At 32.9% G+C, this 25,906-nt stretch carries 12 protein-coding genes; 9 read left to right on the top strand and 3 right to left on the bottom strand.

Annotated features, from left to right (window positions below; translation table 11 throughout):
- Nucleotides 1-125: 125 nt before the first annotated feature.
- The 5 genes from ACJJVO_RS04520 to ACJJVO_RS04500 all read left to right on the top strand — a co-directional run bounded on the left by ACJJVO_RS04520 (nucleotide 126) and on the right by ACJJVO_RS04500 (nucleotide 15,054).
- A complete protein-coding gene (locus tag ACJJVO_RS04520) occupies nucleotides 126-1,442 on the top strand; it encodes a hypothetical protein (RefSeq protein WP_405570981.1) in 1,317 nt (438 codons plus the stop codon).
- 84 nt (nucleotides 1,443-1,526) lie between these two features.
- The gene (locus ACJJVO_RS04515) at nucleotides 1,527-2,990 is read left to right on the top strand and encodes a gliding motility-associated C-terminal domain-containing protein (RefSeq protein ID WP_405570980.1); all 1,464 of its coding nucleotides are present in this window, start codon (nucleotides 1,527-1,529) and stop codon (nucleotides 2,988-2,990) included.
- A 1-nt stretch (nucleotide 2,991) separates the two neighbouring features.
- Nucleotides 2,992-5,754 carry a PorP/SprF family type IX secretion system membrane protein gene (locus tag ACJJVO_RS04510; protein WP_405570977.1) on the top strand — a complete coding sequence of 921 codons (2,763 nt, stop codon included), beginning with the start codon at nucleotides 2,992-2,994 and terminating at the stop codon, nucleotides 5,752-5,754.
- 71 nt (nucleotides 5,755-5,825) lie between these two features.
- The gene (locus ACJJVO_RS04505; protein WP_405570974.1) at nucleotides 5,826-14,042 is read left to right on the top strand and encodes a T9SS type B sorting domain-containing protein; all 8,217 of its coding nucleotides are present in this window, start codon (nucleotides 5,826-5,828) and stop codon (nucleotides 14,040-14,042) included.
- A 28-nt stretch (nucleotides 14,043-14,070) separates the two neighbouring features.
- Nucleotides 14,071-15,054: a type IX secretion system membrane protein PorP/SprF gene (locus tag ACJJVO_RS04500; protein WP_405570971.1), complete on the top strand. Its 984-nt coding sequence runs from the start codon at nucleotides 14,071-14,073 to the stop codon at nucleotides 15,052-15,054.
- A 2-nt stretch (nucleotides 15,055-15,056) separates the two neighbouring features.
- Here the strand turns inward: ACJJVO_RS04500 and ACJJVO_RS04495 are convergent, their stop codons facing one another.
- Complete coding sequence (locus tag ACJJVO_RS04495) at nucleotides 15,057-15,920, bottom strand: winged helix-turn-helix domain-containing protein (RefSeq protein ID WP_405570969.1); 864 nt, start codon at nucleotides 15,918-15,920, stop codon at nucleotides 15,057-15,059.
- A 555-nt stretch (nucleotides 15,921-16,475) separates the two neighbouring features.
- Here ACJJVO_RS04495 and ACJJVO_RS04490 point away from each other — a divergent pair.
- On the top strand, nucleotides 16,476-17,339 hold the full coding sequence (locus tag ACJJVO_RS04490) for a hypothetical protein (RefSeq protein ID WP_405570966.1): 864 nt from the start codon (nucleotides 16,476-16,478) through the stop codon (nucleotides 17,337-17,339).
- Complete coding sequence (locus ACJJVO_RS04485) at nucleotides 17,336-21,742, top strand: fibronectin type III domain-containing protein (protein ID WP_405570963.1); 4,407 nt, start codon at nucleotides 17,336-17,338, stop codon at nucleotides 21,740-21,742. Before ACJJVO_RS04490 ends, ACJJVO_RS04485 begins: the two co-directional genes overlap by 4 nt.
- A gap of 112 nt (nucleotides 21,743-21,854) precedes the next feature.
- On the opposite strand, the gene ACJJVO_RS04480 is transcribed toward ACJJVO_RS04485, so the two are convergent.
- Nucleotides 21,855-22,235 carry a hypothetical protein gene (locus tag ACJJVO_RS04480; protein WP_405570961.1) on the bottom strand — a complete coding sequence of 127 codons (381 nt, stop codon included), beginning with the start codon at nucleotides 22,233-22,235 and terminating at the stop codon, nucleotides 21,855-21,857.
- 11 nt (nucleotides 22,236-22,246) lie between these two features.
- Nucleotides 22,247-24,367, bottom strand: a complete 2,121-nt coding sequence (locus tag ACJJVO_RS04475; protein ID WP_405570959.1) for an elongation factor G — start codon at nucleotides 24,365-24,367, stop codon at nucleotides 22,247-22,249.
- A 136-nt stretch (nucleotides 24,368-24,503) separates the two neighbouring features.
- Between ACJJVO_RS04475 and ACJJVO_RS04470 the strand changes: the two genes are divergently transcribed.
- Both ACJJVO_RS04470 and ACJJVO_RS04465 read left to right on the top strand, forming a co-directional pair.
- Nucleotides 24,504-25,316, top strand: coding sequence for a DUF1853 family protein (locus tag ACJJVO_RS04470; RefSeq protein WP_405570957.1), 813 nt, complete (start codon nucleotides 24,504-24,506; stop codon nucleotides 25,314-25,316).
- A complete protein-coding gene (locus tag ACJJVO_RS04465; protein WP_405570956.1) occupies nucleotides 25,316-25,876 on the top strand; it encodes a pseudouridine synthase in 561 nt (186 codons plus the stop codon). The genes ACJJVO_RS04470 and ACJJVO_RS04465 overlap by 1 nt, the downstream gene beginning before the upstream one ends.
- The last annotated feature ends 30 nt before the right edge of the window (nucleotides 25,877-25,906 follow it).

The raw sequence follows: 25,906 nt of genomic DNA, 5'->3' as shown, positions 1-25,906 counted from the left end.
GTAAATGCACCTAATTCAATCTAATATATGTATTTCATCGATATTATTTGTGTTTCATGGATTTTAATCATATGTTTGACGTAAATAATTAATAGCCCTTAATCTAATTATAGAATTTACCTAGTATGAAAAATATTAATCTAACCGCACTGCTCTTTTTTTTAGTGATTAGCAACATAAATGCCCAACAAGAAAAAGGCATTACTGGCTACAATAATTGGCTAGACTCATGGACAGACTTTCAGCCTAACAAACAAAACTACGAAGAGCCAACACAAATCTTAACAGGTAACATATCACAAAACACAACTTTAACCAAAAGGAACACTTATCTTCTCTTAGGAGATGTATATGTAACTGATAGTACAACTCTAACTATAGAGGCAGGAACAGTAATTCTAGGAGACTATAAAACTAAGGGATCATTAACTATTAGTAATGGCTCTAAAATAATTGCTGAAGGAAAATCTACTGACCCAATTATTTTTACTTCAAGTAAATCGGATAAAAAACCTGGAGATTGGGGAGGCCTTTTTATTTTAGGTGATGCACCAATTAATACATTTGGTAAAGTCGCTTCACTTAATTACGGTTTAAACCCATCATCAACAGAAAATATTAGTTATGGTGGTGATAACTCTAACGACAATTCTGGTACTTTAAAATATGTAAGAATTGAATATGCTGGTAAAACCACTAAAGATTTCGGAAACATCAGTGGACTTACGCTTGCTGGTATTGGTCTTCAGACAAATGTGAATAACGTAATGGTGAGTTATTGCCAAGGAAACTCATTTAATGTTTTAGGTGGTGATGTTGAATTAATTCAAACTGTATCTTATAGATCTAACGAAAATGATTATGAATTTAATTATGGCGCTCAATGTCATATTATTAATTCATTAGCAATTAGATCACCTTATATCTCTAGTCCAGATGGATCTCGTTGTATGTCAATTAAATCTTATGATATAAAAGAAAAAGCAGATACTTCTAAAAAGGAAACATATGTTAATGCAGAGAACCTTACGCTTGTTAATGTTAGTAAAGATTTAAAATCAGATATTAACGTTGGTTTGGTACAAGAAGCAATTTACATTGGACAAGATGTAAAATTCACGATTAATAAAAGTGTAATTTCTGGATTTAAACCTGCTGTAATCTTTGATGAAAATATAGAAATAAACAGTAAAAATTTACAAAAGATAAAATTTACAAGATTATACTTTAATAACTGCAAAGGCAATATTTATAGAAAAGACTATTCTAATAACGATGACTTAGAAAGTTGGTATGGTAGTAGAGCTTTTGACAATGTGTATTCTAAAGGTCCAGACTCAGAAACTTTTATTGACTCTAATAATAGTAGATTTCCAGATTTTAGATTAAGAATTAACAAAATAATTGCTTCTAATGATTTATATGACGATGATGATGATTAAACTTTAAGTTTAAAAATATTACCGTCAACCTTAAACCCAAACCCCAAAAAGCTTATAGAATAAAAATTACAATCCCCGAACCTAATGCTTAAACCTACTTACCTATCTCAAATAATATTTGCAGTATGCCTTGTTTCCATTTCTATTTTGGAACGTGCCAATGCGCAAATAGTTATTGGCACACCAAATTTAGGTTTTAGTCAAGCTTGTGCAAGTGCATCATTTAATACTTATAGTACTACATTTATTTTCTCACCAGAATCTGCTTTAGACTCTTCTAATCAGTTTAGCATTGAAATGTCTGATGCGGATGGTGATTTTACTAATGCTACTACTATTTATACATCAGCAGCAGGCTCAATTACTGTTTCACCAGCAACATTAGAATTCTCAATACCAAACACAACAGCTGGAGAAAATTATAAAATTAGAATTAAAACTAGTGCTCCTGCAGCAACAAGTTCTAAATCAGCAGCATTTGCTGCATATTATAAAATTCAAGATTCACCATTTACTATAAATAATTTAGTTTCTACTGGTGCTTTTTGTACAGGTGGTAGTTATTTATTAACTATAGATAATCCAGGAAACGGAACTAATGATTCCCCTTTACAATATCCTAATCTTACATTTAAGTGGTATAAAGAAACAAGTCCTACGACCTCAGCATTTGTAGCAGATGGTCCAACCTTATCTGTTAATACAAATGGTACTTATTTTGTAAAAACTAATTACGGAAGTTGTACTTCAGATTCATTTTCTAATCGCGTAACTATCAGTGAAGCCATTTCTGGAGAAGCTAATGCAACTATTGCTTCAAGCTTAGGCAATCCATTTTGTCCTGAACAGGGTTATACAACTTTAAGTACAATTGGTGGTAACACCTACCAATGGTTTAAAAACGGAAACATTATTCCAGATGCTACAAGTCAAATGTATCAAACTAATGAATCAGCAACTTTTTCAGTACAAGTAGATTTAGGAGATTGCTCAGCTTCTGGAAGTATAGAATTAGTAAGCGAATTATTTGAAAGTTCAATTGATGTACCAGAATATAATGAGATTTTGTCTGATGAATCATTATTTGTTAATGTCACCTCAACAGCCCTAAATCCTAATTATTATTGGTATTTAAATGATACCATAATTTCAGGTGCAATTGAATCTTCTTTTGAAGCTACAGAATTTGGTGATTATAAAGTTATCATCTCAGAAACTACGGGTTGTGAAGCTTCAATAGAATATTTGTTTACTGTAGAAGAAGCACTAGACCTTTTTCCTGATGTTGAAAAAATACCGAATGCTATTAGCCCTAATGGAGATTTAATTAATGATACATGGATTATTCCACAAACTTATGTAAGTGGCACAAATACCGAAGTGATTATAATGACTAATCGCGGTGAAGTAGTATTAAAAACTAATGATTATCAAAACAATTGGCCAGAAACCAATCTTAATTTAACAAGCATAAATCAGGTGTATTATTACATCATAACCACTGAAGATAATAAAATTAAAAAAGGTTCAATAACCGTAGTAAAATAATATGAAAGCACGTTTTTTACTTTTTATATTATGTATCTGTTTTACACAGACTTTCTACTCTCAAGAAGATGACGGAGTGGTTTCGCTTGCAATTCCAACACGTAATTCTTTAACCTTTAATAGATATACTGTAAACCCAACATTTAGTTTTGTAAGAGAGCAAACAAAATATATAAGTATCTATAACAAAAGAGAATGGGTACAATTTGATAACGCACCACTCACCTATTTAGCAAGTTACTCCGGTCGTTTTGGAGAAAATATTGGAGCAGGATTAGGCTTGTTTCAACAAAATTATGGAGTACTTACCACCTTTGGTGGTATTTTGAATTTTGCATATAATGCAAGATTAGGTCAAGATAGTAACCTTACATTTGGTATTAATATCGGCGCTTATAAAAGTGGTTTAAATACAGGTAGTGTTGTTACAAATTTTGAAGATCCAGCCTTACAAAATGTTCCAGAAAATTTCTTACTATCTATAAATCCTGGTATTAATTATGGAACAGAATTTTTAGATTTTGGATTGTCATTTAAAAATCTAGCATTATACAATTTCGAATCTTCTCTTTTAGTCGAAGATAATCCACAACAAAGTATTCAAGCTCATTTTATGTACACAGGCTACATGAATAGCAGAGGATTTTTTGACAATAGTAAATTCACAGCTTTATTACGATCAGATTTTCAGAAAGACGAAACCATAATTTCTGGAGTTGCTATGGTTACAGTGCCTAAAGGTATTTGGGCACAAGCAGGTTACAATACACTTTATGGAGCTTCTGCTGGTGTAGGTATTAACATCACTAAGCAAATTGCTCTTGAGTATAATTATGAAAAAGCCTTTGGAGACTTAACCAATTTTGGATCCTCACACGAGATCACCCTAGCTTACAGATTTACTAATAATAATTATTATGACTATAGTCGAGAAGACGAAGTAAGTAGTATTCTTTCTCGTGGAAACAAAAGACGTCGTGTTTCAAAAACGTCTAAATCTAGAGTTGCAAATAATAAAACCACTACTACATCTAAACGTAAAACTAATACAAAAGCTAACTCATTAACTGAGCAAAATGCCAAATTACAAACAGAAACTGAATCACAAGCTAAAGCATTAGCTGAGCAGAAAAAGACTCAACAAGATAACGAAGCTAAAACAAAGTTAATTGAAGAACAACAAGCCAAAGAATTAGCTGAAGTACAAGCTGAACTTGATAAAATTGAGGCAGATAAAAAAGCCGTTGAAAGAGCAGAAACAAGGGCAAAACTATTAGCAGATCAAAACGCTAAAGCAGAAGCTGATGCACAAGAAAAACTGTTAGCAGAACAAAAAGCTAAAGCAGAAGCTGACGCACAAGAAAAACTATTAGCAGAACAAAAAGCTAAAGCAGAAGCTGACGCACAAGAAAAACTGTTAGCAGAACAAAAAGCTAAAGCAGAAGCTGATGCACAAGAAAAACTGTTAGCACAACAAAAAGCTAAAGCAGAAGCGGACGCACAAGAAAAACTGTTAGCAGAACAAAAAGCTAAAGCAGAAGCTGATGCACAAGAAAAACTGTTAGCACAACAAAAAGCTAAAGCAGAAGCGGACGCACAAGAAAAACTGTTAGCACAACAAAAAGCTAAAGCAGAAGCGGACGCACAAGAAAAACTTTTAGCAGAACAAAAAGCTAAAGCAGAAGCTGATGCACAAGAAAAACTTTTAGCAGAACAAAAAGCTAAAGCAGAAGCTGATGCACAAGAAAAACTCTTAGCAGAACAAAAAGCTAAAGCAGAAGCTGATGCACAAGAAAAACTTTTAGCAGAACAAAAAGCTAAAGCAGAAGCTGATGCACAAGAAAAACTTTTAGCAGAACAAAATAATAACAATGAAATCATTTCAAACCCAACAGATGCTCTTGCTAAGTCTATGCAAACTATAGCGAATTCAACTGAAGATTCTAAAACATTACAGAATGACCTATTAAAGCAATTCGATGATATTGTTGCCATTAAAGATCAAGACTTAAAAGATTTAAAAGAAGAAAATGACTTAAGCGATAAAGGTATTACAGTACAACCAAAACCTTTTAAAAGTATTACTGCAGAAAATAATGCTCTTAACGCAATTAAAACAGATTTAGAAAATGTAATTAAATCACGAAGTGAAAAAATTGATGAATTAAATAAACTTTATGAAGATCGTATTTCAAATAGCACTTATGGATTAGATGAAGTTACCTTATTTTATAAAAAGGAAATTGAAAGATTAAAGGCAGAACAATTAAAAGCTAACGAAGTTAATGCACAATTAAACACAAAACTTGATGCCATTAGAATAGCAACAGAGGTTGAAAAAAGAAGACGAATTAAACGTGCCGCCTTTAATAACGAAGAAGATAGATATAGCCAAGATAGAGCCATGCTTAATAATATAAAGCAAACTACAGTATTAAGTGATGAACCTTTAACAGAAGCAGATTTTGACTTTGGTGAATCTTTAGGAAATAATATTAAAATTTTAAAAAATATAGATAATGTAGAAAGTGGTTATTACCTAATCATTGCAGTGCATAGCGATACAAAAAGAAGAAATGAATTTTTAACTAATGTTGTTGCTTCTGGCAGAACAGATGTTGATTTCTTCCACGATGTTGCAACTAGTAAATATTACATATTCTATGATAAATTCGAAGATATCGGAAATGCTAATAAAGCCTTAGAATCTAAAGGAAATAGACCATATAATGGAAAAATGTCAATAGTTAAAATTGAAAATTAAATAAGAGTTAAGCCTCTCTTTACTTTCTACTCTGCCCCGAGGAAAAAAGTGAAGACATAAATTAAAATATCATGAAAAAACCTACTTTTTCTAGAATAGCCCAAATTGTCCTATTCCTAATAATCGGACAGCAAATGTTTGCTCAAAACCTTGTGCCATTTTCGCCAAGATATGATCAGGCCATTAAAGGAGACATCCTTTTAATTGGAAACAGTAATGTGGGATTACATGTTTCTAATCCTTATAATGGAAACGCTACAAATGATGGTGTAAATGCCGCAGTCTATGTTGATATAGATGGTGATTCTACTACATTTAACTCTAGTAGTGCTGACTTAGATGTACCAAGTGACGACAGTTGTTATGTTATTGTGTATGCTGGTTTATATTGGAGTGCCGTAGTTGATGGAGACGAGCCAATTTCTGATATAAAATTTAAAGTACCTGGAGGTGCATATGAAGATATAACAGGAACCGAGATTTACTATCAAAATGCAACAAATAATAATCAATCTAATACATATGCTTATTATCATGATGTAACAGATAAGTTAACCGCTTTAGCAGATCCTGAAGGCACCTACTCTGTGGCTAATATTTCAACTTTAGTAGGTCCAAAACCAAATTCAGAAGGTCTATCAGCAGGTTGGTCTTTATTTGTTGTTTATGAAGATCCTCTTTTACCAAGCAAGTACATTACGTCATTTGATGGGTTTACAAAAATTACAAGTTCTATTAATGAAACGTTTCCTGTAAGTGGCTTTAACACCATACCAACAGGTCCTGTACGTGCAAAATTTGCATTTAGTACAATTGAAGGAGATAGAGGTTATACTGGTGATTATTTAAGACTTAACGGAAGTACTATCAGTGTAACAAACAGTATTGGTAATACAATCCGTCCAGGTAATAACTTTTTTAATAGTTCTGTTTCAGATATTAATCCTGCAACAAACACCTCAGAGTTATTTACAAATAGAACACCAAACAGTTCAAACACTTTAGGTTTTGATGCTGGTATCATTAATATTCCTAATCCAGGGAATTCACTTATTGCCAATAATGCAACCTCAGCTAACATTAGTCTAGGTAGTAATTTAGATATCTACTATTACTATTTTAGTGCTTTTGCTATTGAGATTATTGCTCCAAATATTGTACTAACAAAAATTGTTGAAGATGATTTAGGAAATGATATAGGAGGTGAGCTAGTAGGCTTAGGATCGTCTCTTAATTATGTAATTGGTTTTCAAAATACAGGAAATGACGATGCCACAAACTTTACGATTAGAGATGTCCTTCCTATAAATATTATATACAATCATCCAACAGACTTAGTCTTACCTTCTGGTGTTTCAGTGGTTAGTTATAATGCTACTACACGAGAGCTCGTTTTAAGTATTGATGATTCCCTTGTTGAAGAAAATGATCCTGTTTACGAAATACGTATTGAAGTACAAGTCGTTGATGATTGTGGTCAATTAGAGGATGCGTGTTCTAATATTATTAATAATCAAGCTTTTGCTACATATCAAGGAACTATAAATCCAGATTTTACTATTACTGATGATCCTAGTTTAAGTGCAAATACAGGTTGTTTAATTTCACCTCAAGCGACTAACTTTTTAGCAGACCTAGATTGTTCTTTTGAATATAGTGAAATTCTTTGTGGTGAAAGTCTCGTTTTAACGGCTGCTGATGGTTATGATTCTTATTCGTGGTCTACTAGTCCAACAGGAACTCCAGTTATTGGAAACACACAATCAATTACCGTTACTGAATCTGGCACTTATTATTCTTACAATACAGCAATTGCTCCTTGTCAATCTATTGTACAACAATTTAATGTACAGCTTTTTGGTGCCAATACTACAAATCCAGTAATTCCATACGCAGATGAAGTAGTTGTATGTCCTAATGATGGTAAATTATTACCAAATATATTTTTGTGTGGTGCAGACGATACTAGAATAATACAAACAAATATATCAGACTCTACTTCTATAATATGGGAAGTACTCGATGAAACGAGTTGTGATGCCGTTTCAGATTCGGATTGTGCTAATGAAAATACAGATTGTATTTGGAATGCCATTCCAAGTGAATCTGGATTTTTAGTAGATACAGCCGGACAATATCGTATCACAATAAATTATCCAGGTGGCTGTTTCGTTCAGTTTTATTTTAATGTATATGAAAATGTATTAAACCCAACCGTTGTAGCAACTGATATTATTTGTAACACAAATGGGAGTATTACTGTAAATAATGTGCCTTCTGGTTATGAATATAGTATTGATGGAACAAACTTTCAATCTAGTAATGTGTTTTCTGTGGATACAGCTGGTACTTATACCATATATGTAAGACAAGTAGGAATTTCTACAAATCCTTGTGTTTTTACAGTGCCAAGTGTTCAAGTTAGAGATCGTGAATTTACTGGCTCTGCTACTGTAACGCAACCTCTTTGTCATGATGATAAAGGAAGTATTCATTTATCAGCTAATGATGCAGATCCTCAATATTTATTTTCCATATCTCAAGGAGCAACTGTAGTCAATAGTGTTGGTCCAATTATAGATAATAATTATACGTTTCAAAATTTAAATCCTGGAACATATACTGCGACAATTGAATCTGAAAATGGTTGTACGTTTACTGAAGACATTACAATAATTGAACCACCATTATTAACAGCAACGGTTGCTTTAACAAGTCCTCTAAACTGTACGGATGGTGAACTTACAGTGTATCCTGTTGGAGGAACACCACCTTATTATTACTTTGTAAATGGCGCAACTGACTTTCAATCTGTACCTCAAATTGTAGTAACCTCAGCAGGACTTTATACTATATTAGTTACAGATTCTAATAATTGTAGTACAGAAGTTTCGATAAATGTTGATGCCATTTCTGAACCTGATTTTACTGTAGACGTAACAGATATTGCTTGTGCTGACGCTGATAATTCTGGAGCATTAACAATTAATGTAACTAATGCCAATGGAAATAGTATAGCTTATAGTATTGATGGTGGAGCTACTTTTGTTAATTCCAATGTATTTACAGGATTAGCTGTAGGAAATTATGATGTGGTATTAGAATACACGTCTGGTACAGATGTTTGTGAAACGATTCCACAGAGTATTGCAATTAACTCTGCAGCTGCTATTGTTGGTACTGCTACTTTATCTGCACCATATACTTGTATATCAGATGGTACTATTACTGTAACCGGAGTAACAGGAGGTAGTTCACCTTATACTTATAGCATTGACGGTGTCACTTTTCAAAACAGTAACAGTTTTAATGACTTATCAGCAGGAAATTACACTGTAATTGTAAAAGATGCTAGCGGATGTTCTTCTGCAATGAACCAAATAACAGTTGAGGTTTTAAACCCACCAACAGATTTAATGTTTGATAATTCACCTGTAACTTGTCCATCAAATGCAGCGACAGTTTCAATTATAGGAACAACAGGTGGCATAGGAACATTAGAGTATCAAATTACAGCACCTGCTTCGGCAGCAACAGCTTATCAAACATCTACTGACTTTTCAGGTTTAGAACCTGGAACATATACATTTCAAGTAAAAGATGAAAATGATTGTGTGTATAGTGAATCTTATACTATTGATCCTATTCCTACTCCAACTTTAGCTGTTGTTTTAACTGAAGACTTAGATTGTACTGCTTCACCAGATGCCGTAATTACAGGAACAATTACTGGTCCTGCGCCATATACACATGCTGTATCTATTAACGGAGGAGCTTTTACATCTTTAGGTGCAACCGGAACACCATTTACTTATAGTACAGGCACAGCAGGAACATACCAATTGCAAATAACTGATGCAAATGGTTGTACTGCGGAATCTTCAATTATTACTGTAAATCCATTATCATTACCTGCTTTGAGTTTAGTTGTTCAAACCCAACCTATTTTATGTAATGGAGATACTAATGGAGCCATTGAGGTGACTATTGATACTACTGTAGGCACACCTCCTTTTGAAATTAATGTAACTAACGACACTACCGGAACAGATTTTGGAACACAAACATCTAGTCTTCCTGCAGGTACATATAGCGTAACTGTTACTGATTCAAAATCTTGTACAGCCACTGAAACTGTAATTATTGATCAACCAGATGCTATCATTGTAGATTATGACGCAATAGATATTACATGTGATCTGAGTGGTGTTTCACAAGGTTCTGTTATTATTAACTCTGTGGTTGGCGGTGTTTCACCTTATAACTATTTTGTTACAGGAACAAATGGCTATTCAAATTCGGAACTTAATAACGTAGGCTCAACATCTGTAAGCTTTGATGTTGTTGATTTTGGATTATACCAAATTAATGTCGTTGATGCAAATGGTTGTTCTGTCTTAGTTCAAGATGTATTAGTTGCTTCACCTCCAACAGATTTAGATATTAATATTACTGCCACAGTTGATTGTTCTACAGGTGGCGAAGCTGAAGTAAGTATTGGCTCAACGCTAACTAGTGCAGGACCATTCTTCTTTAGTATTTACGAAGGCCCAAGTACAGTATATCCTGTAGGAAACTGGTTAGCAGAAGATTCAATAGGAAGTGAGTCTGCTACATTTACAGGTTTAATACCTGGAGTACTTTATACATTTATTGTATATGATCAATCTACAAACTGTAGTTATTATGAGCCTGCAACGGTCCCAATTCCTACAAGCTCTACATTAACAGCAACAGCTGTTAGTGCTAATAATATTACTTGTACAGGCAGTGCAGATGGTAATGTGTCATTTACAGTTAACAGTATTTATGGAACTGGTGTAGATGTTGATTATGAAATCTTTGATTCTTTAAGTTTAACTTCAACTGGCATATCGAGTTCTAGTACTGTACCAGCTAACGGATCAATAACCATAACAGATTTAGGTCCATTACCTTTTGGAAACTATTTTGTATCAATTAGCGAAACTTCTGGCGCAAATGCTGGTTGTGGTATTGTAACAATTCCTTTTAATATTACTGAATCTGCATTTCTTTTAGAATTAGCTGTTTCAATAGATGAAAATGCAAATTGTGAAGCCAATTCTGGTGTTATAAGTGCTATTGGTTCAAATGGAACACCTCCTTATCAATATCAAATTACAACCTCTGCTTCTACTCCACTTGCAAATGATACTGCTTGGGACACTTCAAGTACTTTTAATTTGGATGCTGGAAGTTATTATGTTCATGTTATCGATGCTTACAATTGTATTGTTACAAGTGCTGTTCAAATTTTAGACATGGATGCAACTCCTGCTATTTCTGCAACCATAACTAATCAATGTACTGTTGCAGAAGGTGAATTTGAAATTGATGTAACTTTAGATACTGCCGGAATACCTCCTTACAGTGTAAGTATTAATGGTGGAGCATTTCAAACTCAAACATTCCCTTTTTCAATTTCAAATTTATATTCTGGCACACATACTATTGCTATTCAAGATGTTAATGGTTGTGGAAACACAGTATCTTTAGATATTGTAGCTCCTATTGCATTAACTCCTGAAATAACAACATTGCCTTCTTGTAATAATGACGATGGCGAAATTACCATCACTGGTTCTGGCGGATCTGGCTCTTATACTTATAGTATTCTTCCAAATCCAGCATCTATTAGTATTGCAGGAAATATTGTTTCTGGTGTACCATCTGGAACGTATACAATTACAATAACAGATACAGTAACATCTTGTACTGAAGACGTTTCAATTTCTGTCGCTGAAGCTGTGCTTCCAACATTCACTTTAACACCAAGTGCCATTACTTGCTTTGGAGACAACTCTGGATCATTCGATATCAATATTATAAATTATACAGGAGCTTATACCTATCAAGTTTTTGATAGTGCAGGAATACCAGTAACAGGAATTGTAAATGCAAACACATCTACTAATCCTGAAACGGTAACAGGCATGGAAGCTGGAACATTTACTGTAGAAATCACAGAAACTGACATACCATTCTGTTCTGCAATTTCAAATGTGATAATTGTATCTCCTTTAGAAGCTTTAGCACTTAATGTTTCAGAAACGTCTAACGTCACTTGTAATGACGATGCAGGCACAATTACATCTGTTGCAACTGGTGGTTGGGGAGATTACCAATACGAATTAACGGGTGATGCCACTGTAGCATATTCTTCTAACGGTTCATTTACAGGACTTTCAGCTGGTAATTATACCATAAATGCTATGGATGCAGGAGGTTGTATTGTTTCAGAAAACATCACTTTAGAAACTCCAACACCAATAAATGCTACATTTATCCCAAGTACAACGGTCTTATCTTGTTTTGGAGATCAAGACGCTAGTATTACTATTACTAATGTAACTGGTGGACAAGGTACAAACTACTCATACACCCTAAATACTGTTTTACCAACACCAAGTGTTTCTGGTCCACAAACTTCTAATGTATTTGAAAATTTAGGACCTGGAACTTACTTTGTAAGAATAACAGATGGTTTTGATTGTGAGTTTTCTTCGGTTAATATTGTAATTACCGAGCCAGAACCAATTCAATCGAGTTTAGTAAGAACAACAACACAAACCTGTTTAACAGAATCTACATTAACTTTAAGTGCTACTGGTGGTACTGGTATCTATTCATACAGTGAAAATGCCTCTTTCTCACCAATTCTAGGAACGTTTTCAACCTCAACAACATTCAATGTTTCGGATGGTATTTATTCTTATTTTGTACGAGATGCTAACGGTTGTGTTACCAATGTATCTAACGAAATTTCTGTAGATCCATTGCCAACTTTAGAAGTTACGTTACAATCCTCTAACCCAACTATTAATTGTGCTGGAGACAATAACGGATCTATTTTAGCAACTGCTATTGGTGGATTAGGAAATTACACTTACACTTTACAAGATAATTTAGGTAACGCTGTAACAGCGACACAAACTACTCCTGGATATTTCACAGAACTCTTTGCAGGAGACTATATAGTATACGTAGAAAGTGGAGATTGTGAAGCTACATCGGCACCAATTAGTATTACAGAACCAGATGCGCCTATTGATGCAACTATTATTGTGAATAATGTTAGTTGTGCAGGCAACAATAACGGAATGGTTGAAATCACAGCAACTGGAGGTACCGGAACTATTAGATATGCTATTTCTCCACAACTTAATCAATTTTTTGAAACCAATACGTTTGAAAATTTATCTCCAGGAAATTACGAAATCATAGTTCAAGATGAATTAGGTTGTTATTTAACATTCAACTTCGAAATCACTGAGCCAAATCCTGTGATATTAAGTATCGTAGCAGATTCGTTTTTCCCAGAAGTTTGTACTGGAAATGCTGACGGAGAATTTAGTATTGCTATTTCTGGAGGAACATTACCATACAGTGTAAGTTTAGATGATTACGAAGGTGTTTATACTACAGGAAATGCTGTACAAACTGAATTTGATTTTACCGATTTAGTTGGAGGAGATCATACTGTGTTTGTTAGAGATGCCGAAGGTTGTGAATCTGAATGGAACATCACATTTCCTGAATCAGTTAGTATTTTACCTGAAATTTTAATAGAAAACATATGTGAAAACAACTTGCAAGGAAACACAGTAACAGTTACTGTTGATGATTCTATTGAAGACCTTTCTCAACTAGATTACTCATTAAATGGTGGTACTTATCAAGAAAGTAACATCTTTTATAACGTACCTGTAGGAACAGATCATATTATAGAAGTTAGACATACTAATGGTTGTATACAATCTACAGAATTCTTCGATATTGAAGTAACTGATCCTATTACATTAACCTTAGCAGAAGGAGAACAACTTAACGAATTTATTGCAACAGCTTCAGGCGGTGAAGGTGGATACCAATTTACAATGAACGACGAAGATTATGGTGATGTAAATTCTTATATCATTTATGAATCTGGAATATACACTGTTACAGTCACAGACAGCGCAGGTTGTTATGCAACCGCGCAAATTGAGTTAGAATTCGAAGATATTTGTATTCCAAACTGGTTCACACCAAACGGAGATAACTCTTACGATACTTGGACACCAGGTTGTACTGAAAATTATCCAAACTTAACCTTTGATATTTTTGATCGCTATGGACGTAAAGTAGCACAATATCATGTTGGTGAAGTTTGGGACGGAAAATATAATGGCAAAGATTTGCCAATGGGAGATTATTGGTTTGTAGTTAAAACCAATGATCCTACTCACGATAAAGAATTTGTTGGACATTTTACACTTTACAGATAATAGCCAAGAACACAAAAAAGATAACATTATGAAAAAAATCACACTATATATTCTTTTTTTGGTCCTTGCACAAAGTTATGGCCAAGAATTAAACTTACCTGTATTTACGCAGTATTTAGCAGATAATGATTTTGTTATTTCACCTACTTATGCAGGAATTGGAGATAATCTAAAAATTAGAGCTAATGGATTAACACAATGGGTTGGTATAAAAAATGCACCAGATAATCAATCAGTGTATGCAGATTTAAGAATAGGAAATCGTTCTGGAGTAGGTATTTCTGCATATAATGATAGAAATGGTAACACAATACAGAAAGGAGTTAAATTTTCTTTTGCGCATCACTTAACTTTAGATTATAAATCTAAACAATACCTATCATTTGGACTATCGTATAACATTAATAACTTTAGAGTTGCTATTGAAGATTTTAATACCACTTATGACATTCCAATTTTAGATCCAGCAATTACAAATGACAGAGGTCTTTCAAATAATAACTTTGATGCTGGTATTTTATACCGTTGGAAAGCATTTTATTTAAGTTTTAATGCTAATAATATCATGAAAAAAGATATTGATAATTATGAAGGAGTAGAACCTATTCAATTATTAAATTATCAATTGTACACTGGATTAGTTATAAAAAGCAAGCAAAATAAAGATGTGGAATTTGAGCCATCTTTGTTTTTTCAAATGTTTGATAGTGATAAACGTTCTAGTACAGACATCAACTTTAAATACCGAAAATTTAACCGTAAAGGAGATTATTATTTTGTTGGAGCATCTTACCGTTTTCTTAATGACCAGTTTTTTAAACCACTAAATATTGGTCCAATGGCTGGAATAACATTTAACAAATGGTTTTTTGCATACTCTTATCAACTCACTTTAAATGATTTATCTGGTTATAATTCTGGTACGCATATGGTAACTATTGGAATAGACTTTTTACAAGGTGTTAGTAATTGTGCATGTACAAGAGGAACGAGTCAGAGTTATTATAGATAATATTAGCCTATTTCTAACTTATACCCAACTCCGTGTACATTAGTAATTTTAATAGAACTATCCGACTTTAGTTTCTTTCGTAGTTTAGAGATATAGGTATCTAAACTTCTACCTACAAAAACGCCATTATCTTCCCAAACACGTTTGGTAAGTTCATCTCTTGTTATAATCTTGTTTGGGTTTGCCGCAAAAAGGGATAACAATTCGCATTCTTTTTTAGACAAAGCGATCTCTTTTGCTTCCTTAATGAGTTTATTTTGTTCTGGATAAAAATAAAAACTGCCTATTTTTTCGCTGACTCCATTTTCTAATTTCAGCCTTTCATCTTTCATTCTCTTAAATATTAAATATCCAATACCTAAAAGCACTAGAAGAATAATAGTAATAAAAATCAATTGATGGCTTGCAAAACCTACAGGTCTATTTGTAAATTGTAATTCTATCAAATAACAAGCATTTGGCAAATGTCTACCTGAACAAGGAATAATTGTTCTTTCTTTATTATCACTTACCTGATAACTATATGCAACTTCCAAATTACTACATTGTACGACCTCTACCCTATACTGCGTTGGTAATTGAGAAGATTTAAAACTTTTTTGAATTAAAGCTACTAAAGTACTTGGCTCAAAAGCTAAAGGATTACTAAATGATACTTGAAACGTATTTGAGTCTAATTTTAAAATGGGCAATATTAGGGATGTAGAATCTTGGTTAGATAACAATAATTGATTACCAACATCTCGTAATGCTATTTTAGAACGTTTAGAAAAATCGTCTTGCTCTACTGATGAACAAGATGATAATAAAACAATAACTAGGCAAATAAATATTTTTCCTATTGAGTAAAAGAGAGTACGCTTCATTAATGTAAATAACATACAATTCTTTGACAATTTGGAAGAGTTGACACTTATTTTACATTTTTTTGACACTATTGAGAGTTAGAAATCTATGAGATTATTTAATTCAAAACTAAAAAGTACACTAAATTAAACTTAGAAATAACAATTGTTAAAACACAGTAAATCAACACCCTATATTCCTTAAGAAAATTATCATGTATTGTAAAGATAAACGAAGTACGTTTTATGTCCTAAAAAAACATTGCACTCATACTTTAAATAACCTATTGTACTAAATTTTTAAAGTTAGATGTTCACAAAAACGATTCGTTAAACGTCTAAAAATGTATTTCATCAAAAATTTAACGCATAACTGTGACTTAATAAGAGTATTTGACTCTAAAAAAGTAACCAACTAAGCATACAATTTACAACATAATTCAAGTTGTAATTTCAATGTTTTAAAGGGTTTAAGAAGTCATTAATTGTTAAAATCACCAATTCAAAGGATTTATATCCAATTAGTCGATTATAAAATTATTTTGGTCTTGAAATGGCTAATTTTAGCCTAATTATATGAATAAACTAAAATTAATATCACTCATTAAAATATGTGCTTTTACCGTTTTTATCGGTAGAGCATATCAGTTGTATTTTTTTGGTGGTCCATATAGATCTATTCTATGGGACGAGAGTTTATTAACTCCCATTGTAGAAGGTCTTTTTAATTATTCTTGGTATGACTACGCTACAAGCACAACAGTAGATAGTTGGATAGAAGGATTTACAAAACTTAATAGTTTTGTTTTCTTATTAGCCGCATTTTGCAGTTTGTTTTGGGATAAAATACCATGGATAAAATCAAAACGTTTTATAATGGGACTTGGTTTGATTTTATTATTTCTACTTGGAATTTGTATGGTGAAGGATCGTAATTATGATTTCCTTCAACTTTTTGAAATGAGCATTCAATTATCGGCACCATTTCTGTTGTGGAAAAATATTACAATAGATTCAAATAATAAAAAATTAATCAATGGTTTAAAGATTGCCATAGGCCTCACCTTTATTCCTCATGGTTTATTAGCTATGGGATTTCCGTATCGCCCTGGTCATTTTATAGATATGACAATTATAATTCTTGGTGTTAATGAAACTCAAGCCACTCAATTTCTGTTTGTTGTTGGCTTTTTAGATGTTTTATGTGCGCTTTTATTATTTGTTCCAAAATTATCGAAATATGCATTATGGTATATGATAATTTGGGGCTTTGCCACAGCATTTGCCAGATTGGTATCTGGTTTTAATATAGATTTTATATCAAGTTCAATTCATGGTTCTGCCTATCTAACAGTTTACAGATTGGCACATGGAATTATCCCCTTAATAGTTCTATTACTTGAATCGAACAAAATAACCCCTAAAATACGAGTAACATGACATATAAATTACGATTAACCTACTTAATACTCTTAATGAGTATTTCTATAGGTTTTGCTAATAATGATAAGTATCGTATCATGATAATGGATGATCCTTCCACTACAATTACTATTGGCTGGAATCAGACATCAGGTACTTCACCAATTGTTTATTATGATACTATAGATCATGGTACAGACCATACATTATATACTAATACTAAATCCGTTGATAGAACAGAATCTTTTAAAGGTATGGATAATCGGTTTGTAAGACTTTCTGGCTTAACACCAAACACCAATTATTATTTTGTAATTAATGATAGTGATGGCACAAGTCAACGTTTTTGGTTTAGAACTGCACCTAATGATTTAAGTCGTTTATCTTTTATTGCAGGTGGTGACTCTAGAAATAACAGTACACCAAGACAAGCAGCCAATCTCTTAGTTTCTAAATTAAAACCACACGGCATATTCTTTGCTGGAGACATGACGGATACTAACGGCTCTACTGAATGGCAAGAATGGTTTGACGATTGGCAATTAACTATAGCAAGTGATGGCAGAATGTTTCCAATTATACCTGCTAGAGGAAATCACGAAACAGATTCTGAAACTATTTATAAATTATTTGACACACCAAATGCAGATTCTTATTATTCTGTAACCTTTGGTAATGATTTAATAAAAGCTTACACCTTAAATTCGGAAATTTCAGTTTTAGGTGATCAAAAAACATGGTTAGAAAATGACCTATCTACAGCTTCTCCTAACTTGAAATGGAAGATGGCTCAGTATCACAAACCAATGCGTCCGCACGTATCATGGAAAGCTGAAAACAATAATCAATATGATGCTTGGGCTCAACTTTTCTATGATGAAGGTGTTCGTTTAGTAGTTGATTGCGATTCTCATACTGCTAAAACAACTTGGCCTGTAAAACCTTCAGCTTATGCTGGAAATGACGAAGGTTTTGTTATAGAACAAACTAATGGTACAGTCTACACTGGCGAAGGATGTTGGGGAGCACCATTAAGAGCAGCAAATGACGTAAAAACATGGACAAGAAACTCAGGATCATTTAATCAGTTTAAGCTCGTATTTGTAGATGCTCTTAAAATAGAATTAAGAACAATTGACGTTAGTAATGCCAGTTCGGTTGGATCAGTTTCTAACACAGATCCATTTACACTGCCAGCTAACTTAAATGTTTTTTCACCTTCAACAGGTGCTGTTGTAACAATATCTAATGCACCAGATGTTAATTGCCCACCTAGAGGTGTTGCCTGTGATGACAATAATGCCACTACAATTAATGATGAAGAAGATGGTAATTGTAATTGTATTGGAGTTGATGAATTAACTACAACAAACGAAACCTACTCTATTATTGCCTCAGGAGATGACGCAGAAGAATTTATTTCAACTGGAGTTGTAAGTTATACTAGTAGTGATTTAGAATTTGTTACTGATACCGATAACGCAACTAATTATGACCAAATTATTGGTCTTAGGTTTAATAATATAAGTATTCCTAAAGGAGCAACAATTCATCGTGCATATGTACAATTTCAAGCTGATGAGGCAACTTCGAATACGACGAATTTAGTTTTCCATGGAGAATTATCAGATGATAGTAATGGTTTTTCCTCAAGTAGTTATAATATTTCATCAAGGTCTTTAACCTCAAGTTCAGAATCATGGAGTAACGTTGAAGCTTGGGATTATAGTGGGCAAAATGGTTATAAACAACGCTCACCTTATCTTCAATCTATTATTACTGAAATTATAACCCAACCAGGCTGGGAAGTAGGAAATGCAGTAACTTTTATTGTTTCTGGTTCAGGTAGACGTGTTGCAGAATCTAGGAATGGATCTGTAAACAACTCTCCTAAATTGGTTGTCTTTTATAATGCAAATTGTCCGATTACAAATGTAACTGTTGGCACTCAAGCTATATGTAATGATATTGATGATACGTATTCTCAAGACTTAATTATAGAATATGTTTCTCCACCTGCATCAGGTTCATTAGAGGTTAATGGACAATCATTTGCCATTGGAACAAGCCCACAAACTGTTACCCTTACTGGTTTAACAGCAGATGGATTAGATGTTGATATATCTGCTCATTTTACGGCAGAAGCATGTGATTATACCGTAGAGAGAGCTTTTGAAGCACCTAGCCAATGTAGTTTAGAAGGCCTTCCTGATAATAGTCCTGATGATAATTCAAATCTAGCACTACTATCAGAAGCTGTAATATATGGCTCTGCATCTAATGGTAGAGGTGTACCAGGTGATATATTATACGACCCTGTAATTGATGATTATAGAACAGTTACTTCATACAATGAATATGGAGTTAGTTTTAATGAGAATTTAGGAAAGCCAACTGCAGATGAAGGTTTTAAATGGCAAGTAAATTGGCCAAATGTAAAATACATGAATTACGTAACATTTGGAGGTTCTTATTCTAACCAAGATCAAGCAGATTCTATGTGGATTATAAGTTATAGGAAAGACGGAGTTTGGACAACACTTGCACAAGGTCAAGGAGGCTGGATAGATGACGGAATTTTTGAATGGGGAGGACCAACTTTTGACCCTATAGAAGCAGATGCATTAAGAGTGCAAGTTTATAGTGATGGTACTAACGATTTAGTAAGTATTCATTTAAGAGGGCGTGGAGGAGTATCTACTTCTATTAATGACAGTGCAACAACAACTAAAGCCACATTAATTCAATATTTATCGCCTGGCAATAGTTGTGGTGTAACCATACCTGCTAACTCGATATTATATTGTAACGGCTCTTGGATTAATACTGATAACCCAAATAACACAACTGGTACTAAAAATACGATTATCGCTGATGGTACTTACACCATAACTGCAGATCAAGATGTTGAGGTTAATGATTTAGAAATTTTAAGTGGTGCATCTGTTATAGTTGAAGAAGGAGCAAGCTTAACTGTTAATGGTAATTTAGTAAATAATGGTGATCTATTGTTAGAGTCTATTTCTACTAAATATTCTAGTTTAATTGTTGAAGGCACTAGTACCGGAAATGTTTCTTATAAACGCCATATAAATGCTTATAGTAATGGCGCTACTGGTAATGACTTGGTGTCATCACCATTCTCAGGTCAAAATTTCGGAGATTTTGCATCTGCAAATCCTAATATTTATGAGAACCCAAACAATGCAACTCAGAAACTATTTGGACCATTCAGTGAGCCAACAGGATCTTATCAAATCTATTCTACAACAACCAATGCGGCTACGACTTTAGACAAAGGTGTTGGTTATAGAGCTGCAAGAGATGCTGCTGAAGATGGTGTTAGCGGAACAACCATTACATTTACTGGTAATGTAGAAACAGGTAGTTTTACATTGCCAATTACAGATTCTTCTGGGTCTTATAGCGGTTGGAATTTAATTGGAAACCCATATCCTTCTTATATGGATTTCACAACCTTCTTTAATCTGAATAAAACACAATTAGATTTAGGTGTTTATCAAGCTATATATGGATTTGATGGAGACGCGACTAATGGATGGACTATATTAAATAATCTGAGTACAGGACAACTAATTGCTCCAGGACAAGGGTTTTTAGTTAAAGTAAAATCAGGAGGAGGCGTAATATCTTTTACACCAGCCATGCGCGTAAAAGGGACAACTGATGATTTTATATTAGGTAGAAGTTCTAATAATGGCTCTAATGAAGGCTACATTAACCTTCAAATTAATAATACCACCTTAGATGCTTATAACACATCTATTTATTTAAACGATAATGCATCTTTAGGTTTAGACCCAGGTTACGATGCCGCTATGTTTCAAGGCAGTGCTCCAGAATTCTCAATCTACTCTAGTTTAGTAGATGGTAGTTCAGGTTCATTTATGGCGATTCAAGCCCTAGGAAGTCAAAATATCAATAACACCATAATTCCACTTGGCATAAATGCTTTACAAGGTGAAGAAGTCACTGTTTCTATTTCAGAATCAACACTTCCTATTGCTACCAAAGTATATTTAGAAGATAGATTAACTAACACATTCACGTTATTATCTAGTGAAAACTATACATTTATCACTCCAAGTGTTATAGCAGGAATTGGTCGTTTTTACTTGAGATTTGAATTAGATACACTCGGTATAGTTAACCAAGATTTAGTAGGTCTAAATATTTACAAAAAAGCCAATGAAAAATCAATAATTATTGAAGGTCAATTACAAACAGATACTAGCTATGAATTGTACGATCTTAATGGAAGAGTACTAATAAGCAATACTTTAGATACTAGAACAACTGTAAATTCTATAAACGTATCACAATTAACATCAGGAATTTATATCATTAAATTAATATCTGGTACCAATGAAAAGCGTACTCAAAAATTAATAATTAATTAAAATATCAAATAAAGCATAATCATTAATAAATGGCTTTATTCATTATATAGTATAATAAAAAACCACGAGTTAATATCTCGTGGTTTTTTTAGTAAATCTAATAATGTTTAGCCTATAATACTTCTAAAAAGAAATCCATTAGCTCTTCTTTTAAGTCATAATGTAGTCTTATATAGGTGCGCATGTCTTCCTTAAGCGTATGTTGTTCATTCTGCAGTCGTCCATCTATATTTTCATTAAAATCAGTATTATTTATATTAGCTATTTTATTTCTACATCTATGCATTAATTTTGAAATGGCATCTTTTTCTATCATTATTCGATTCTGAAATACCTCTAATTTTTTCTTAGATATTTCACCTTCAACACGAGGTACAATTTCCTCTAATTTCTCTTGAAACGTATCCATTTCGTTAAAATGAAACCTTAATTCGCGTTTCCAAGTGTCTATATTAAATTTTAAATCGCTTAAATACATTACTTTACTTTGCATAACGGTGGTTTTTATGTGGTTACTAATTCTTGTTCTTTTACTAATTGCTTTTGTATATGACTTGGTACAGCACTATAACTATCAAAACTTGAAGAATAGGTTGCTCTACCTTGAGTTAATGACCGTAATTGACTTGAAAAATCTGTAAGTTCTACAGAAGGAATTGCACATTTTAGTATTTGATAATGTGCTTCATTTTCAATCCCTTGAATAATAGCTCGCCTGCTCTGTAATTCCGTCATTACATTACCAATCATTTCATCAGGTACTCGTAATTGCATTTGCTCAATAGGCTCTAATAATTTAGGGTTAGCATTCATAAAGGCTTCTTTAAAGGCATAGGATCCTGCTATTTTAAATGAAATATCATTAGAATCTACAGCATGCATTTTTCCGTCATAAACCATAACTCTTATATCTCTAATATAAGAGTCGGTTAACGGACCAGATTCCATAACATCTAAAATCCCTTTCATTATAGAAGGTAAATAACGTTGATCTATAACACCACCAACAATACAATTATAGAACACTAATTTTCCATCCCATGGTAAATCTACAACCTCTTTACCTCTTAATGAAAACCCTTCTGGTTCTGGCATACCTTCATAATAGGGTTCTATTTTTAAATGCACCTGACCAAACTGTCCAGAGCCTCCACTCTGCTTTTTATGTCTGTAATTTGCCGTGGCACTGCGCTGAATAGTTTCTCGATATGAAATTTTTGGTGCTTCAAAACGTGGTTTAACATCATAAATATGCTCAAGTATCCATTCTATAGTTGCCAAATGTAATTCACCTTGTGTACCTATTAGTGTTTGGTGTGTTTCACTATTATAACTTAGATTAATAGTTAAGTCTTGGCTACTCATACGTTTTAATGCATCACTTAACTTCTCTTCTTCCGTGTTACTTTCTGCAAAAACAGCTTTTACTAATCTAGGTTGAGGAAATTTAATAGGTTTTATAGTTCCTGATTCTGCGTTAGAGGCTAAAGTGTCATTTGTTTCTGTAAACTTTAGTTTAGTTGTAGCACCTATATCACCAACTGTTAATTTTTGAACAGCATGCTTTTTCTTCCCATCCATTATATAAAGTTGGTTTAGTGTTTCAAGCTCTCCTGTTCTTGTATTGTATAGCTTATCGTTAAACTTAACTTCACCAGACATAACTTTAAAAAAAGTAATTTGTCCCAAATTAGGTTGATGAACATTCTTAAATACAAAAAGTGAAGTCTCAGCATCTACTTCTGGTTTTATTAGTTTCCCTTCAATAGTTTGTTCCGGATTTAAATCTGCAGCTGCTGGCGCAACATTATCTATAAAGCCCATTAAACGGCCTGTTCCCATATCCTTTAAAGCTGAAACACAAAATACAGGAAACATATCATGGTTTAACATCCCTAATTTTATCCCTTGTCTTAGTTCATCTTCATTTAGTGTTCCTTTTTCAAAATAAAGCTCCATAAGTGCTTCATCGTTTTCAGCTGCTTTTTCTACAAGCTCATTATGTAGTTTTTTAGCATAGTCTTGCTGATCTTTAGGGATAGCTAATTTCTCTGGCTTCCCTCCTTCTGGTCCAAATTTGTAACATTTCATTTTAAGTACATCAATAATACATTGTGCACCATCTATTTTTATAGGATATTGAATTAATACCGCATTATTTCCAACCAATTCCTTGAGACTATTAAAACTCATTTCAAAATTGGCTTTATCGCTATCAATTTTATTAATTACAAAAAGTGTTGGTTTGTGATATTTATCTACATAATTCCAGATAATTTCTGTACCAATATCTGCTCCATGTTTAGCATTAATTACTGTAACTATAGTATCTGCAACACGAATAGAAGACATTATTTCACCTATAAAATCATCTAAACCTGGAGTATCTAAAATATTAATTTTATAATTACGCCATTCAGTATGCAAAGGAGTTGAAAAAACAGAAGCACCGCGTTGGTGCTCAAATTCATGGTAATCCGATATTGTATTTTGCTGCTCTACTGTGCCTCTCCTATTTATTAGACCTGCTTCAAACAGCATGGTTTCGGCCAAAGTGGTCTTGCCAGCACGATGCGTACCAACAAATGCCACATTCTTAATGTGTTTATTATCAAATACTTTCATAAGCTATGTGATTTAGAATGATTAGGTTTCCTTAAATTTTATACCTTTAAAGATACTTTTACTTCAAAAGAAAAAATATGACATAAGTTAGGTTTTCAATATTTTTAAAGGGTACTTAGCAAAGAATTACAATCGTTTGGACAAAACAATAGATTTTCAGTATTTATTTGAAGGTTTTCAGAGCACTCCACACCTCTGGGAAGATTCTACTGTATATCACTTTAAACAGTATTGTCCTGAACTTACATTGAACCAATTTCCTATAGAAACTGAACCAAAGAAATTACGTTTAGGTAAATGGGTTGAAAATTTTGTAGCTTATCAATTAAAGCATCAAAGTAGTATTAAAATTCTCGAAGAGAACTTACAAATCAAAGACCATAAGATTACAATAGGTGAATTAGACCTTTTGTTTTTAAAGCATGATAAACCTATTCACTTAGAAATTGTTTATAAATTTTACTTGTATGACTCTAAACAAAATGATGTTAACTCACTTAATAATTGGGTGGGTCCTAATCGAAGTGATGCATTAGTTTTCAAACTTAAAAAACTTAAAGAAAAACAGTTACCACTACTCTATCATCCTAAAACTAAAGATGTTTTAAAACATTATCCATTTCATATTGATACAATAAATCAATACGTTTGTTTTAAAGCACAACTATTTTTGCCTTACAAAAATCAAAATATTAATGTAGCACCTTTAAATTCTAATTGTATTGTGGGTTGGTATTTAAACGTAGAAAATATTGATGAACTCGTAGACTTTCAGTTTTACATTCCCAAAAAATTAGAATGGCTTTCTTTACCAAAAACATTTGTTGATTGGTTAGAATTTGAAGATGCTAAAAATGAAATTAAGGCATATATAAAAGATCAGCGCTCACCCTTATGCTGGATAAAAAGGAACAACGAACTTCAAAAATGTTTTATAACTTGGTGGTAATGAAACATAGCTATTATAAAATATATAAACCTTACGGTTACTTAAGTCAGTTTGTAAATCATCAGAATAAAAGACGTAATAAAAAACTTTTAAATGAGCTTTATAATTTTACAGATAATGTTATGGCCGTAGGCAGATTAGATGAAAAATCTGAGGGCTTATTACTATTAACAACCGATGGAAAGTTTAGTAATTATATTACGAGTTCTAAAATCGAAAAAGAATATCACGTTATGGTAGATGGCATCATTACTAATGAAGCTATTAGAGCACTACAAAATGGCATTGAAATATCTGTAGATGGAAAACCCTACAAATCGAAACCTTGTAAAGCCGAAATATTAATAGACACGTCTCATATAATAGATCGTTTTGTTAGAGATGAAAAACATGGCCCTACATCATGGCTTTCTATTACGTTAACAGAGGGAAAATTTAGACAAGTTCGTAAAATGACCGCAAAAGCTGGCTTCCCAACTTTGAGATTAGTGAGAATACGGATTGGTGATTATAAATTAGAAGCTATGATACCTGCTTCTGTTTTAGAGATACAATCCTAACTAAATTACACCCTTAGACAGACTGCTATA

Origin of the sequence: Winogradskyella sp. Asnod2-B02-A, assembly GCF_045063645.1 — a bacterium.
Lineage (GTDB): Bacteria > Bacteroidota > Bacteroidia > Flavobacteriales > Flavobacteriaceae > Winogradskyella.
This window is presented reverse-complemented; position numbering and strand designations above follow the sequence as displayed.

Excerpts from the sequence above, each read along its gene's own strand:
- ACJJVO_RS04510 (WP_405570977.1), top strand. The coding sequence starts at position 2,992 with ATGAAAGCACGTTTTTTACTTTTTATATTATGTATCTGTTTTACACAG.
- ACJJVO_RS04520 (WP_405570981.1), top strand. The coding sequence starts at position 126 with ATGAAAAATATTAATCTAACCGCACTGCTCTTTTTTTTAGTGATTAGC.
- ACJJVO_RS04490 (WP_405570966.1), top strand. The coding sequence starts at position 16,476 with ATGAATAAACTAAAATTAATATCACTCATTAAAATATGTGCTTTTACC.
- ACJJVO_RS04515 (WP_405570980.1), top strand. The coding sequence starts at position 1,527 with ATGCTTAAACCTACTTACCTATCTCAAATAATATTTGCAGTATGCCTT.
- ACJJVO_RS04485 (WP_405570963.1), top strand. The coding sequence starts at position 17,336 with ATGACATATAAATTACGATTAACCTACTTAATACTCTTAATGAGTATT.
- ACJJVO_RS04505 (WP_405570974.1), top strand. The coding sequence starts at position 5,826 with ATGAAAAAACCTACTTTTTCTAGAATAGCCCAAATTGTCCTATTCCTA.
- ACJJVO_RS04465 (WP_405570956.1), top strand. The coding sequence starts at position 25,316 with ATGAAACATAGCTATTATAAAATATATAAACCTTACGGTTACTTAAGT.
- ACJJVO_RS04495 (WP_405570969.1), bottom strand. The coding sequence starts at position 15,920 with ATGAAGCGTACTCTCTTTTACTCAATAGGAAAAATATTTATTTGCCTA.
- ACJJVO_RS04475 (WP_405570959.1), bottom strand. The coding sequence starts at position 24,367 with ATGAAAGTATTTGATAATAAACACATTAAGAATGTGGCATTTGTTGGT.
- ACJJVO_RS04480 (WP_405570961.1), bottom strand. The coding sequence starts at position 22,235 with ATGCAAAGTAAAGTAATGTATTTAAGCGATTTAAAATTTAATATAGAC.
- ACJJVO_RS04500 (WP_405570971.1), top strand. The coding sequence starts at position 14,071 with ATGAAAAAAATCACACTATATATTCTTTTTTTGGTCCTTGCACAAAGT.